The sequence below is a fragment of the Streptomyces sp. JLYT201 genome (assembly GCF_059448825.1).
Genome location: NZ_CM182551.1, coordinates 5943934 through 5958188, shown reverse-complemented (window position 1 = coordinate 5958188; position 14255 = coordinate 5943934). Strand labels below are relative to the sequence as shown.

Annotated in this window: 11 protein-coding genes and 1 other RNA gene; 2 read left to right on the top strand and 10 right to left on the bottom strand. The window is 73.0% G+C overall.

The genetic code is table 11. The features are described from left to right. Window positions 1-19 precede the first annotated feature (19 nt). A complete protein-coding gene (locus AC5WAM_RS24915) occupies window positions 20-1366 on the top strand; it encodes an MFS transporter (RefSeq protein ID WP_495518854.1) in 1347 nt (448 codons plus the stop codon). On the opposite strand, the gene dacB is transcribed toward AC5WAM_RS24915, so the two are convergent. From dacB to ftsE, 6 genes are all read right to left on the bottom strand, one after another. Then, the gene (gene dacB, locus AC5WAM_RS24910; protein WP_366794436.1) at window positions 1347-2948 is read right to left on the bottom strand and encodes a D-alanyl-D-alanine carboxypeptidase/D-alanyl-D-alanine endopeptidase; all 1602 of its coding nucleotides are present in this window, start codon (window positions 2946-2948) and stop codon (window positions 1347-1349) included. The genes AC5WAM_RS24915 and dacB overlap by 20 nt on opposite strands. Window positions 2949-3044: 96 nt before the next feature. After that, window positions 3045-3415, bottom strand: a transfer-messenger RNA (tmRNA) gene (gene ssrA, locus AC5WAM_RS24905). A gap of 139 nt (window positions 3416-3554) precedes the next feature. Continuing rightward, window positions 3555-4076, bottom strand: coding sequence for an SsrA-binding protein SmpB (gene smpB, locus AC5WAM_RS24900; protein WP_138960006.1), 522 nt, complete (start codon window positions 4074-4076; stop codon window positions 3555-3557). 18 nt (window positions 4077-4094) lie between these two features. Then, the gene (locus AC5WAM_RS24895; RefSeq protein WP_495518853.1) at window positions 4095-5294 is read right to left on the bottom strand and encodes a S41 family peptidase; all 1200 of its coding nucleotides are present in this window, start codon (window positions 5292-5294) and stop codon (window positions 4095-4097) included. A 100-nt stretch (window positions 5295-5394) separates the two neighbouring features. Beyond that, complete coding sequence (gene ftsX, locus AC5WAM_RS24890) at window positions 5395-6312, bottom strand: permease-like cell division protein FtsX (protein WP_138960008.1); 918 nt, start codon at window positions 6310-6312, stop codon at window positions 5395-5397. Between the two features lie 96 nt (window positions 6313-6408). Next, entirely contained in the window at window positions 6409-7098 is a 690-nt protein-coding gene (gene ftsE / locus AC5WAM_RS24885) for a cell division ATP-binding protein FtsE (RefSeq protein ID WP_138960009.1), read from the bottom strand. A 239-nt stretch (window positions 7099-7337) separates the two neighbouring features. Here ftsE and AC5WAM_RS24880 point away from each other — a divergent pair, with 239 nt between their 5' ends. Continuing rightward, entirely contained in the window at window positions 7338-7529 is a 192-nt protein-coding gene (locus AC5WAM_RS24880; RefSeq protein ID WP_138960010.1) for a hypothetical protein, read from the top strand. Between the two features lie 232 nt (window positions 7530-7761). Here AC5WAM_RS24880 and AC5WAM_RS24875 read toward each other — a convergent pair whose 3' ends face one another. The 4 genes from AC5WAM_RS24875 to AC5WAM_RS24860 form a co-directional block, all read right to left on the bottom strand. Beyond that, window positions 7762-8421 (bottom strand): hypothetical protein, encoded by a 660-nt coding sequence (locus tag AC5WAM_RS24875; RefSeq protein WP_495518852.1) that lies wholly within the window; start codon window positions 8419-8421, stop codon window positions 7762-7764. 359 nt (window positions 8422-8780) lie between these two features. Continuing rightward, on the bottom strand, window positions 8781-9887 hold the full coding sequence (prfB, locus tag AC5WAM_RS24870) for a peptide chain release factor 2 (protein ID WP_495518851.1): 1107 nt from the start codon (window positions 9885-9887) through the stop codon (window positions 8781-8783). 1161 nt (window positions 9888-11048) lie between these two features. After that, window positions 11049-12278 (bottom strand): serine/threonine-protein kinase, encoded by a 1230-nt coding sequence (locus AC5WAM_RS24865; protein ID WP_366795420.1) that lies wholly within the window; start codon window positions 12276-12278, stop codon window positions 11049-11051. Between the two features lie 177 nt (window positions 12279-12455). Continuing rightward, on the bottom strand, window positions 12456-14075 hold the full coding sequence (locus tag AC5WAM_RS24860) for a serine/threonine-protein kinase (RefSeq protein ID WP_495518850.1): 1620 nt from the start codon (window positions 14073-14075) through the stop codon (window positions 12456-12458). Between the last annotated feature and the right edge of the window lie 180 nt (window positions 14076-14255).

Here is a 14255-nt window from a genome sequence, read left to right as displayed (position 1 = left end):
CAGCGATCAGCCTGGAGCCATGCCGCAAGCCCCTTCCGACTCCCCCGACATACCCACCGCCCCCGCCGCCGCCCCGCCCGCGTCCCCCTCCTCCGAGGCACTCGCGTCCCCCTCCCCCGGCACCTCCGTGGACCTGGGCACTCGCCGCAACCCCTACGCCCGCCTCTTCGCCGTCCCCGGAGCCACCGCCTTCACCGTCGGCAACCTCATCGCCCGGCTGCCCATGGGGATGTTCAGCGTGAGCGCGGTGACGATGATCGCCGGGTCCCGCGGTTCGTACGCGCTCGCGGGTGCCGTCACCGCCACCGGGCTCGCGGCCACCGCCGTCGTGGCGCCCTGGACGGCGCGGCTCGTCGACCGCCACGGACAGGCGCGCGTGGCCGTGCCCGCCACCGCGTTCGCCGTGCTGGGCTCGCTCTGCCTGCTGCTGTGCGTGCGCTACGGGGCCCCCGACTGGACCCTGTTCGCCTCGTACGCCGCCACGGCCACCGTCCCGAACACCGGGGGCATGTCGCGCGCCCGCTGGGCCCACCTCCTGGAGGGCGACGCGCGCGCCCTGCACACCGCCAACTCCTTCGAACAGGCGGCGGACGAGCTGTGCTTCATGCTCGGCCCGGTACTCGCGGCCTTCCTGTGCGGGACGTTCTTCCCGCAGGCGGGCACCCTCGTGGCCGCCGTGCTGCTCCTGACCGGCGTGCTGCTCTTCGCCGCCCAGCGCGCGACGGAACCGCCGCCGCACGGGCGTCCGGACGCCGCCGCGAGGACGGGATCGCCCCTGCGCGCGCGGGGGATGCCCGCGCTGCTCGTCGTGTTCCTGGCCACCGGCGCGGTCTTCGGCGCCCTGGAGGTCGTCACCATCGCCTACGCCGACGAGCGGGGCCACAAGGCGGCCGCGGGCGTCGTCCTGGCCCTCCAGGCGGCGGGTTCGTGCGCCGCGGGGCTCGTCTTCGGCGCCGTGCGGCCGCGCGGCCCGCTGCACCGCCGCAGGCTGCTGTGCGCGGCGGCGATGGCGGCCCTGATGGGTCTGCCGCTGCTCGCGGCCACCGCCACCGGCTCGCTCGTCGTCCTCGCCGGGGCCCTGCTGTGCGCCGGGATGGCCACCGCGCCCACGATGGTCACCGGCATGACGCTGGTCCAGCGGCTCACCCCCGAGGGGCGGACGAACGAGGGCATGACCCTCGCCGTGACCGGCCTCCTCGGGGGCATCGCCTGCGGCGCGGCGACGAGCGGCTGGACGGTGGAGCACCTGGGCGCCACCACCGGCTATGCCGTGCCGGTGGCCGCCGCGGCCTGCGCGCTGCTGCTCACCCTGCTCGGCGGGGACCCCACCGAGGGCGAGGGCGCCGTCAGCACCGGGCGGGCTTGACCCACGAGCACTCCAGGTCGCCGCCGCCCCGCTCCCCGGAACCGGCCCGCGGCGAGCGCGGCTCCACCAGGACCGCCTTGTCCGCGGTGGACCTGGCGAGGGTGACGACGATCGCGTCCTCCAGGGGCTTCACCGAGGAGGCCAGGTGGTTGTTGAGGATGATGCTGAAGACCAGTTCGCGCCCGCCCGCGTCGGTCACGTACCCGGAGAGGGCCGACGCGCCGGTCAGCGTCCCGGTCTTGGCGCGCACGTTGCGGGCGGCGGGCGTCCCGCACATGCGGGTGCGCAGCGTGCCGCCGACGAACTTGTCCGGCTCGCAGGCCACCGGCAGGGACCGGTACCAGTCGGCGAACCAGGGCTCGCCCTTGGCCGAGCGCAGCAGCGTGATGAGCTGGCCCGCGGGGACGTTGTCCTTGCGCGAGAGGCCGGAGCCGTCGACCTGGCGCAGCTTGCCCGGATCGACGCCCGCCGTCTTCAGATAGCCGCCGATCGCCGCGATCCCGTCGCCCCAGCTGCCGGGCCGCCCGGTCGCCTCGTACCCCATGGCCTTCGTCAGGGACTCGGCGTGCATGTTGTTGGACAGCTTCATGAACGGGACGAGCAGGTCCCTGAGCGGCATGGAGGCGTGCGAGGCGAGCTCGTGCGCGCCCTTGGGGGTCGCGCGCCCCGCCCTGGTCGGCCCGCTGACCTTCACCCCGTGGGCGGCGAGCGCGTCCCGGAAGACGGCGGCCGCGTACCGGGTGGGCTCCCAGACCGTCACCCATTCCTTGACGGCCGCGGCGCCGGCCGGGACGGAGCCCGTGACGGAGATGGTGTTCTCGCCGTGCCGCCGCTCGACGGCGAGACTGTTCGCGCTGCCCGCGGCGCCCGTGGTGGCGCGCAGGTCGATGTCCACGTAGTCGGTCTTCGGGGTGAGGGACACCCGCGGCTCGTCCCCGGGGCCGGCACCCGGCGTCACCTCGACGATGACGGTCCCGGTGTCGTAGTCCGTGTCGGGGGCGACGCTGAGCGCCGAGATCTGGGCCGCGTAGTACGACGACTCGTCGTCGGCGCCCCAGGTGTCGCCGACGCGCCGGTCGTCGAACCGCGTGTCGTCGGCGACGAGCCGCCCCGAGACCCGCCGGACCCCGCTCGCGGCGACCTTCGCCGCGAGCGCGTCGTAGTCCTTGGCGAGGGTCGTCGGGTCGCCGGTGCCGCGCAGGTACAGGTTCCCCTTGAGCACGGGTCCGTGCCGCTCGCCGTCGGCGAGGACGTCGGTGGTGAACCGGTGGTCGGGGCCGAGGAGCTCCAGGGCGGCGGCCGAGGTGAGCATCTTGGTGTTGGAGGCGGGCATGAGCCGCCCGGTCGGCCGGTGCTGGTAGAGGACGTCGCCGCTCTTGGCGTCGGCGACCACGACACTGGCGACGCCGCCCTCCATGCGGGGGTCGCCGAGGATGGTGTCGATGGCTTCGGGGAGCCCGCTGCGCTCGGCGTCGGCCCCGGCCGGGGCGCTGAGGGACAGCGAGGCGGCGGCGACGCCGAGGACGGCGGGCCAGATCCAGTGGCGCATACGGGTGTTGACGCGACTCACGGGTCTACTCATGAACCTGGAGGATCCCCGATGACGGCCCGAAGCAAAAGAGCACACGACGAAGGCCCGGCGGTCGGGTGACCACCGGGCCTTCGTCTCACATGGGAATTGTGGAGATGGCGGGAATCGAACCCGCGTCCAACGGTGCAGAATCAGGGCTTCTCCGTGTGCAGTCCACTGCGATTTTCTCAGCCCCGGAGATCACGTGGACAAGTCTCCGACGGGCTCAGTCACTGTTTGATTTCCTCCTGGACCCCGTGACCGGGTCTAGAAGTTTAGTTCCCTAGCTGATGCCAGGATCCGGGTCGGGAACAGCCCCGGGCTGACACTTCGCAAAGTCGCTACTTAGGCAGCGAGGGCGAAGGAATCGCGCTTGGTGTTGGCGATTATTGGTTGCGACATATGGTTAACGAGATCATTGCCGCTTCCTCGACACGCTTCCCCTGCTTCGACATCCGCTGTCGAAACCGATCATCCCCATGTTGATTTTTCAAACCCCCTTTTCAGGCCCTCCGAAGAGGACCCTCCGAGGAGGGGCTGCCCCGTCACCAGCGGAGCATGAGCCATCGTACGTGACCAACGCCGTCGGGTGCCAGCGTATTCCCCGCCACGGAGGACCTAGGCGATGCCCTGGCGCCGCCGGACGGCGGAGATCGCGCGGTTCGTCTCGCGCAGGTCCTGCTTCTCGCGCAGCGTCTGCCGCTTGTCGTACTCCTTCTTGCCCTTGGCGAGCGCGATCTCGACCTTGACGCGGCTGTCCTTGAAGTACAGCGCGAGCGGCACGAGCGTGTGCCCCGTCTCCTGGGACTTCGCCTCCAGCTTGTCGATCTCCGCGCGGTGCAGCAGCAGCTTGCGCTTGCGCTTGGCGGAGTGGTTGGTCCACGTGCCCTGGACGTACTCCGGGATGTGGATGTTGTGCAGCCAGGCCTCGTGCCCGTCGATCTGCACGAAGCCGTCCACCAGGGAGGCCCGGCCGAGCCTGAGGGACTTGACCTCGGTGCCCATCAGGACCACGCCGCACTCGTACGTGTCCAGGATGTGGTAGTCGTGCCGCGCCTTCTTGTTCTGCGCGATCATCTTGGGACGGGCGGCCTTGCTCTCGGCCTTCGCCGCCTTGCGCTTTACCTTTTCCTTCGCCATAGTGCGGCCATTTTCGCACTAGGAGGGGGGTCCGAGGCCAGTCAATACCGTCTCGGCCCGCTCCTGGGCACCTCCGCCGACCTCCAGGTCCGGGGTGATGCCCCGGTGGTCGACGCCCCGCCCCGAAGGGGTGCGGTAGTGCCCCACGGTCAGCTCGGCGACGGAGCCGTCGGGCAGGCGGCTCGGCATCTGCACCGAGCCCTTGCCGAACGTCCTGGAGCCCACGACGACCGCGCGCCCGCGGTCCTGGAGGGCTCCGGTGAGCAGCTCGGCCGCGCTCATCGTGCCGCCGTCGACGAGCGCGACCACGGGTCTCGCCGCGTCGCCGCCGGGCCGCGCGTGCAGCGCGCGCTGTCGGCCGCGGACGTCGTACGTCGCCACCAGGCCGCCGTCCAGGAGCGCCGAGGCGGCGGTGACGGCCTCGGTGACCAGGCCGCCCGCGTTGCCCCGCAGGTCGAGCAGGACCCCGGCGCCCCGCGGGGCCCGGCGCACCGCGTCGCGCACGGCCGCGCCGGAGCCCTTCGTGAACGCGTCCACCTTGATCTTCACGCCGCCGCCGGTCAGCCGGCTCACGCTCACCGAGTCCGTCGACAGGCGCTCCCGGTGCAGCGTCGTCCGCCACGCGCGCGTGCCGCGCTCCAGGCCGAGCTCGACCGGGGTGCCCTCGCGGGCGCCGCGCAGCAGGGACACGACCTCGGTGACCGGGCGGCCCTTGACCTTGTGGCCGTCCACGGTGACGAGCCGGTCGCCCTCGCGGATGCCCGCGCGGGCGGCGGGGCCGTCGCCGCGCACCTTCGAGACCTCGATGCGGCCGTCGGCGGCGCGCCGGGCCCACAGGCCGACGCCGGTGTAGGCGCCGTCCAGGGCCTGCTCGAACTCCTCGTACTCCCCCTGGGAGTAGACCGACGCCCAGCGGTCGCCGCTGCGGCTGACCGCGTCCTCGGCGGCCTCCGTGCCGGACTTGCCGTCGGCCACGGCCTCGGCGGCGGCGTCCGCCGCGGCCTCGGCGGGGTCCCTCTCGCGGTCCCGGGCACGGTCGCGGTCGCGCGCGGAGGCGACGGAACGGGTGGGAGGTGCCGCAGAGTTCCGGCCTTCCGGGGGGTCCTCGCTCCAGGAGCCGGTGGCCGCGCCGGTGGCGAGGACGCTCGCGAACACCAATGTCAGGGCCGCCCCGCGGCGGACGCGGCGGGGCGAGGAGAGCCATTCGGGGCCTGACATGTCGGTGAGTCTAGGACAACGAGGGGCGCCGCACGGTCGGTTGACCGCACGGCGCCCGAGGCACTCCTCACATCAGCGGCACCCCGCGCCGCCCGCCGCCTCACACCTTCAGGTACTTGCGCAGCGCGAGGAAGGCGGCAAGGGCGGGCATGAGCAGTCCGATGACGAGGACCAGCGGAAGGACCGCGAAGACGGAGTCCCAGCCGATGAAGTTGATCAGCGTCAGCTTCTCGGAGAGCTCCAGGCCGTGGTCGATGATGAAGTACCGGCCGAGCAGCAGGAACCCGCAGGCGAGCCCGCCGCCGATGAGCCCGGAGACGGCGGCCTCCAGGATGAACGGCATCTGGATGTAGAGGCTGGACGCGCCCACCAGACGCATGATCCCTGTTTCACGGCGACGGCTGAACGCCGAGACCCGCACCGTGTTGACGATCAGCATCAGGGCGACGACCAGCATCAGGGCCATCACCGCGAGCGCCGCCTTGTTCATGCCGTTGAGCAGCTCGAAGAGGTTGTCCAGGACGCCCTTCTGGTCCTCCACCGACTGCACGCCGTCACGCCCGGAGAAGGCGGTCGCCACCACCTGGTACTTCTCCGGGTCCTTCAGCTTGATGCGGTACGACTCCTGCATCTGGTCCGGGGTCAGTGAGCTGGACAGCGGGGAGTCGCCGAACTGCTCCTTGTAGTGCTTGTACGCCTCGTCCGCCGACTCGTGCTGGACGGTGTCCACGACCGACATCTTCTTGAGGTCGGTGAGGATCCGGTCCTTCTGCTCGTTCGTGACGGCGCCCTTGGCGCACTTGGGGTCCTGCTCGGCGTCCGCCTTGTTGCACAGGAAGATCGAGACGTTGACCTTGTCGTACCAGTAGCCCTTCATCGTGCTCACCTGGTCGCGCATGAGCAGCGAGCCGCCGAACAGGGCGAGCGAGAGGGCGACGGACACGACGACGGCGAACGTCATCGTGAGATTGCGGCGGAGACCGACGCCGATCTCCGACAGGACGAACTGGGCGCGCATGGCGGCCTTTCGGTGGATCAGGTGGAACAGATGGTTCCGGCAGGCGGGAGCGTCAGGGCCGGGAAGGAGGGCCGGCAGCCGACGGGGGCAGACGTATCAGTGCTGGTAGCCGTAGACGCCGCGGGACTGGTCGCGGACGAGACGGCCCTTCTCCAGCTCGATGACGCGCTTGCGCATCTGGTCCACGATCTGCTGGTCGTGGGTGGCCATCACGACGGTGGTGCCGGTCCGGTTGATGCGGTCGAGCAGCTTCATGATGCCGACGGAGGTCTGCGGGTCGAGGTTGCCCGTCGGTTCGTCGGCGATCAGGAGCTTCGGCCGGTTGACGAAGGCGCGGGCGATCGCCACGCGCTGCTGCTCACCACCGGAGAGCTCGCCGGGCATCCGGTCCTCCTTGCCGCCGAGCCCGACGAGGTCGAGCACCTGGGGCACGGACTTGCGGATCTCGCCGCGCGACTTGCCGATGACCTCCTGGGCGAAGGCCACGTTCTCGGCGACGGTCTTGTTCGGCAGGAGCCGGAAGTCCTGGAAGACGGTCCCCAGCTGGCGGCGCATGTGCGGCACCTTCCAGTGGGAGAGCCGGGCCAGGTCCTTGCCCAGGACGTGCACCTGGCCGTGGCTGGTGCGCTCCTCGCGGAGGATCAGCCGCAGGAAGGTGGACTTTCCGGAGCCGGATGACCCCACCAGGAAGACGAACTCGCCCTTCTCGATCTCCAGCGACACATCGCGGAGCGCCGGGCGGTTCTGCTTCGGGTAGGCCTTGGAGACGTTGTCGAATCGGATCACGGGTGCACCACGGTTAGCCGGGGGTAGGTGAGCGTGACCCTACGCGAATGCGGTACGCGAGCGCAGTCGGCGTCCTGAGTTGCGCGATTTGTCGCGTCGGAGGCGGGAACGGAACGGCCGGAAACCGGTGGAGCAGGGCGGGCCGCGCCGAAATCCGCGGAAGCTGGCACAGTGGTAGGGGGAACGGTTGAGGTTCCCAGAGCGTTGGGCAGGCTGAGACTGTGCGGGAGGAGAAGCGCATGACCTTTGACAGGTTGGTGTGCGCGAACTGCGCGGCGCCTGTGAGCGAGGGCCGCTGCCCCGTGTGCCGGGCCAACCGGGACCGTATGCAGCAGGAAGGCCCCTTCGGCGGCCTCAGCCCCGCGACCCTGATAGGGCTGCTCGTCGTGCTGATCGCGGCGGTGGCGCTGCTGGCGCACCAGACCGCGTAGCCGCGCAGCTGTGTGACCGGGGAGCCGCGTGACCGCTGGGCGCGGGGACGGATCGCCCGCCCGCAGATGGTCGTGACCGGCTGTTACCCGTCGTCACGGACTGGCCGGTCGTCCGGTGTCCCACCGGTCGGCTGGGGCCGTCCGTGGCCGCTGGTGATCGTCGGTCGCGTACGCGAAAGGGCCCGGAGCCGAGTGGCTCCGGGCCCTTTTTCAGTTTGTCGACCCGGGAGGGTTACGCCGCTGCGCCCCGGTTGCCGACCAGGCGCGGCAGCAGGCGGAAGCCGATGCCGCCCGCGATCATCGTCGCGGCACCGATGACCAGGAAGGTCACCTCGGTGGCGCCGGTCTCGGCCAGCTCGCCGTCGTTCTTGCCCTGCCCCTTGTCGGCCACCTGGTCGACCTGCTGCGGGGAGGTGCCGGTGTCGGTCAGGCTGTCCTTGCCCTGGCCCTGCTCGACGGGCCGGTCGCCGCCGCCGGCGGGGTCGGCGCCGTTGCTGCCGCCGCCGCCCGTGCCGCCGTGGCCCGGGTCACCCGGGTCGCTGGTGGGCTTGGGCGGGTTCGTCGGCTCCGTGGGCGGGTCGGTGGGCTCCGGCGGGTCCGTCGGCTCGGTCGGCTCCGGCGGCTCGGTGGGCTCCGGCGGGTCCGTCGGCTCGGTCGGCTCGTCGGTCGGCTCCGGCGGGTTGGTGGGCTCCGGCGGGTCGTCGTCGTCACCCGGCAGGTCCGTGTCGACGCCGACGCCGTTGTCGTCGGCGGAGGCGCTCGCGCCCGTGCCGCCCAGGTCGACGCCCACGTCCAGGGCCGAGGCGGCGCCGGCGGCGGTGAGCGACGCGCCGGCGGCGATCACCGCACCAGCGGCTATCCGCGCGATGCGGATCCGCGTCTTCTTGGTCATCAGGCTGCTACCCCCAGTAGCTGAATCGTCAGTGAGGCAGCGCCCGGGGCCCGGGTCACGGGGTGGCTCTCGATCGGCCCCCCGGATCACACGCGCCCCAGAAACACGCATGCCGCCCGACAGCTTTTCCACTTTCCTGAGCACCGTCAAGGACGTTGCGCGCGCGATGCCCGTTATGCGCTCAGTTGACCGTCGAGCGGACATGCGACTGTGACGAAAGGGCGCGGGAAAGACGCGAGGGGCCCACAACTGCCCCACAGAACGCGGCAACCGCGGCCCTGTGGACCGCGGTTGCCGTGAATTCCTCGGGGTGCCCGACGACCCGGCGGGGACCCCGCCATGTCGACAAAGAGCCGAAATTACTTCTCCTGCTGCTTGCGCCAGCGAATTCCGGCCTCCAGGAAGCCGTCGATCTCGCCGTTGAACACCGCGTCCGGGTTGCCGACCTCGTGCTCCGTCCGCAGGTCCTTCACCATCTGGTACGGGTGCAGGACGTACGAACGCATCTGGTTGCCCCAGGAATTGCCGCCGTCGCCCTTGAGGGCGTTCATCTTCTCCTGCTCCTCCTGGCGGCGGCGCTCGAGCAGCTTCGCCTGGAGGACGTTCATCGCGGTCGCCTTGTTCTGGATCTGCGAGCGCTCGTTCTGACAGGAGACGACGATGCCGGTGGGGAGGTGGGTCAGGCGGACCGCGGAGTCCGTCGTGTTGACGCCCTGGCCGCCGGGGCCCGAGGAGCGGTACACGTCGACGCGCAGCTCGCTCTCGTCGATCTCGATGTGGTCGGTCTGCTCGACCACGGGCAGGATCTCGACGCCCGCGAAGGACGTCTGACGGCGGCCCTGGTTGTCGAACGGCGAGATGCGCACCAGGCGGTGCGTGCCCTGCTCCACGGAGAGCGTGCCGTACGCGTACGGCGCCTGGACGGCGAAGGTGGTCGACTTGATGCCGGCCTCTTCCGCGTACGACGTCTCGTACAGCTCCGTCTTGTAGCCGTGGCGCTCCGCCCAGCGCAGGTACATGCGCTGGAGCTTCTCGGCGAAGTCCGAGGCGTCGACGCCGCCGGCCTCCGCGCGGATCGTGACCAGGGCCTCACGGGCGTCGTACTCACCGGAGAGGAGGGTGCGGACCTCCATCTCGTCCAGGGCCTTCCGGACGGCCGTGAGCTCCGACTCGGCCTCCGCGCGGGTGTCCGGGTCGTCCTCCTCCTCGGCCATCTCGAAGAGAACGCCCAGGTCGTCGATGCGCCCGCGCAGGGTCTCCGCCTTGCGCACCTCCGCCTGGAGGTGGCTCAGCTTGCTGGTGATCTTCTGCGCCTCGTCCGGGTCGTCCCAGAGCGACGGCGCGGCCGCCTGCTCCTCGAGCACGGCGATGTCTGCCCTCAGCTTGTCGAGGTCCAGGACGGCCTCGATCGACTCCATGGTCGAGGAGAGGGACTTGAGCTCTTCGGATACGTCGACGACTGCCACGACACCAGCGTAACGGCTGCGGCCGGCGTCCCTCCCCCCTGTGGGGCGGGACGCCCCCTGCGACGGCCTGCGCCGGAGCCCGGCCGGGCCTCCCCGCCCCGGCCCTCCCGCCCGCCCGGGTCCGGCGGGCCGGGGCCCTCCGCGCGGGGCGATCGGGCCCGCGGCCCCTGGTGCCCTTCCGCCGCCACCGCGGCGGCGCTCCCCGCCTACCGCGGCGGTGCTCCCTGCCTACCGCGGTGATGCTCCCCGCCCGCCCACCCGTCACTCCCCGGCTTCGCCCGCCCGGCCCCGACGCGGGGCGCCGCGGCCGCCGTCGTCCGCTCCCCCGCCGCTGCCGCGGCGGGCTTGCCCACCCTCCCACCCGAATCTCCCCGGCTTTGGAGGTGGGCCTCTGCACGGGGCGGGGCTTCGGGTGGAGCTGGTGGGAGTGTCCTCGTGGGTGCCTGGGGCGGGGGCAGGGCGCGGGACCGGGGCGCGCGGGGCACGGGGGCCGGTGTGAGGCCAGTGCTCGCTGGGCGCTGCGGGCCGGGCCGGGGCCCGGGGCGGGGCTTCCGGCCGAGCCGATGGGAACGCCCTCGCCGGTGCCTGGGGCGGGGTGAGCGGGGCGCGGGGGCTGGTGTGGGGCGACTGCGCCGGGTGCTGGGGGTGGGGTAGGCCGGGCAGGGGCCCGGAGGGGGTTTCCGGCCGAGCCGGTGAGGGTGCCCGGGGCGGGGGCGGGCGGCGGGACCGGGGCGCGCGGGGCACGGGGGCCGGTGCGGGGGCCGGTGCTCGCTGGACGCTGCGGGCCGGGCCGGGGCCCGGGGCGGGGCTTCCGGCTGAGCCAGTGGGAGTGCCCACGTGGGTGCCCGGGGCGGGGGCGGGCGGCGGGACCAGGGCGCGCGGGGCACGGGGCTCGGCACGGGCGAGTGCGCGCTGGGCGCTGCGGGTGGGGTGGGCAGGGGTGGCGTGGCCGTGGTCGGGGGCGGTGTGAGGTGCCGGGCCCGGGGGCTGGGCGGCCCGGGGTCACCACGGGTGGGGGCGGGTGGGCGGGACCAGGCCGCGCTAGTGGGTGGGGCCGGGCCGCGCTGGTAGGCGGGGCCAGGCCTCGCTGGTGGGCGGGGCCGGGGCGTGCGGGGTGGCTGGGCAGGGGCCCGGGGCGGTGTGCTGGGCAGCAGGTAGGGGTCAGGGGATCGGGGGGGCCGTGGTTTTGGGGGTGGGAGGTGGGGGGTCGTCCGTGGTGGCGTACCAGGCGCCTGCGCCTATCGCGGCGGCCAGGGCCGCCCCCGCCACCCCGAGGGCGATCCGGCGGCGCCGCGTCGTGGAGCGGTGGCGGGCCGAGCCGGGCCGGGCGGTGCCGGTGGCGCGGGGGACGCGGGCGGTGCCCAGGGCGCCTCCGGCCAGCTCTTCGGGGCCGGGGACGCGCATGGAGGTGTGGGTGTCGCGGTTGGCGTCGGCGGGGGTGGCGCCGGGGACCAGGGGGACGGCGCCGCGCCGGGGGGCGCGCGGCCGGGGCTCCGGTGGTGCCTCCTCGCGCGCCTCGGCGCCCTGCGGCTCCGCGTCCGGCTCGTCGACGTCCAGGGGCGGGATGCCCGCGAGCAACGGGAGCTGTTCGCGCAGGCGGGCCGCCAGCTCGGAGGCGCGCAGCCGGGACGCGGGCGCCTTGGCCAGGCACTGGACCATGAGCTGCCAGAGCTCTTCGGGGATGCCGGGCAGGGGCACGACGGTCTCGGTGACGTGGCGGCGCAGGATCGCGCCGGGGTGGCCGCCGCCGAAGGGGGTGAAGCCCGCGAGGAGCTCGTAGAGGACGGTCGCGAGGGCGTAGATGTCGACGGCCGCGCGCGGGGGCAGGCCCTCGATGATCTCGGGCGCCAGATAGTCCGGCGTACCGATGATCTTCGTGGCCCGGGTCCGGCGCGGGGTGTCGATGAGTTTGGCGACGCCGAAGTCCGTCAGGAGGGCGGGGTGGGAGCCGCCGGGGCCGAGGGGACCCTGCATGTCCAGGAGGACGTTCTCGGGCTTGACGTCGCGGTGCACGATTCCGGCGGCGTGCGCGGCGGCCAGGGCGTCGGCGACGTCCGCGACGATGGCCACGGCGGCCTCGGGGGCGAGGCGGCGCTCGCGCTCCAGACGGGTGCGCAGGTCCGTGCCGCGGACGAGGTCCATGACGAGCGCGAGGTCGTTGCCGTCGACCACCAGGTCGTGGACGCCCACCACGCGCGCGTGGTCGAGGCTCAGCAGGGCCGTGCGCTCCTGGACGAAGCGGCCGACGAGCTCCTGGTCGGAGGCCAGGTCCTCGCGCAACAGCTTGATGGCGACGGGCCCCTCGGGCCCCTCGCCCAGCCACACCGTGCCGGCGCTGCCACGGCCCAGGATCTGATGGGCGGTGTACCGGCTGCCGATCTTGCGTGCCAAGACTGCTCCTACGGATGTGTGTTGGCGTCAAAAGTACGCGTCCGTGACACCAACCTTCACTCCGGGAGCGGAAATCACCCCTCAGATGTCGACAAATCCCCTAGGTCGCGAGGATGTTGCCGTACGGCGGCCCGGAAGGGGTCCGGGCCGCGGGCTCAGCCGTCGATCGCCACGGGCTCAGCCGTTGATCTTGGAGCTCCACTCCGAGAGCTTGTCCCAGACGTCCTGGAGCTGGTCCCAGTACCCCTTCGTCGTGCCGATCCAGTCCTGGAGCGGGCTCAGCTCCCAGACCAGCCAGCTCGCGACGAACAGGATGACGAGGACGACCAGGCAGCCCTTGAGGCAGCCGAGGCCCGGGATCTTCGTCGGGTTCGCGCTGCGCTGGCGGCGCTGCCGGGGCGGCTCGGGCTGCGGCTGCTGGGGAGCCGGAGCGGGCGCGGGGGGCGCGTACTGCTGCGGCTGCTGCGGCGCGTAGGGCTGGGGCTGGTGCTGCGGCGCGTACTGCTGCTGCGGGGGGTACGGCTGCGGCTGGTGCTGGGGGGCGTACGGCTGCGGCTGCTGCGGCGGTCGCTGCTGGGGGCGGGCGACCTGGCGCTGCGGCCGGCGGCGCAGCGGGTCCTGGCTGGGGTCCAGGTACTGCACCTGCGTCTGGTCGTTGCGGTCGCGGGCGGCGCGCATCTGGCTCTGCCAGGGGTGCGGGTCGTCCGGGCCCTGACCGGGGCCCACGGGCGGCATGACGGCCGTGGCGTCGGCGCCCTGGAGGCCGCCGGTGTGCGGCATGACGCTGGTGGGCGCGGCCGGGTCGTAGGCGCCCGGGGCGCCCGAGGTGTTCGGCAGGACCTGGGTGGGGTCGGCCGCGCCGGGGGCGCCCGGCACCGGAGCGGGCGCCGGGTCGGGCGCGAGCAGGGCGGCGACGCCCTCGGCGGCGGCGATCTGCGCGGCGGAGGCGTGCACGCCGATGCCGTCGGCGACGGTGCGCAGGGCGCGCGCCAGGTTCTCGGCGCTGGGGCGGCGGTCCGGGTCCTTGCTCAGGCAGCGCTCGATGACCGTCCACAGGGGGTCGGGGACGGTGGAGGGGCGGCGCGGCTCGGCGCTCAGGTGCTGGTGCAGGACCTCGAGCGCGGAGCCGCCTGCGAACGGCGGGCGCCCGGTGACCAGCTCGTACAGCAGGATGCCTGCGCCGTAGATGTCGACCGCGCTGGTCTGCGGGCGGCCCTCGGCGGACTCCGGCGCGACGTACGCGGGCGTGCCGACGAACTCCTGGGTGCGGGTGAGGCCCGGGGAGTCGGCGAGACGGGCGATGCCGAAGTCCGTGAGCATCGGGTGCATACCGTCGGCATCCTGCTTGACCAGGACGTTCGCGGGCTTCAGGTCGCGGTGGACGACGCCGTCGGCGTGGCTCGCGGCCAGCGCGTCGGCGATCTGCGCGGTGAGCAGGGCGGCGGCGGCCGGGCTGAACGGCCCGTTCTCGCGCAGGTACTTGTGCAGGTCCGGGCCCTCGATGAGGTCCATGACCAGGGCGAGCAGATCGCCCTCGACGACGAGGTCGCGGGTGCGGACGATGTTCGGGTGCGTCAGCCGGAGCAGGACGGAGCGCTCCCTGAGGAAGCGCATCACGACGTCCGCGTCGTTCGCGAGCTCCTCCTTGAGGACCTTGATCGCGACGGTCTCGCCGGGCTGGCCGGGGACGGCCGCCTCGGCACCCGCGGTCTCCCGCTGGCGGGCTCGCCAGACGGTGCCCGTGGCGCCGCGCCCGAGCGGCTCCTCGAGCAGGTACTTGCTGCCTACCGGCCGCACGTCATGCGCTCCCTGCTGGATCGGTCTGGATCTGTGGTCCTCGGGCTCCCGGTGACCCGGGGATCCCGGTCGGCCCTCGCCGCGATGGGCGTTCCGACCCACTGTAGTGCCGCCGGGCGGGGCGCCGGACGACGATCTTGCCAGGGGACGCCGCCCGTGCGGACCTTTGTTCGCAGGGAA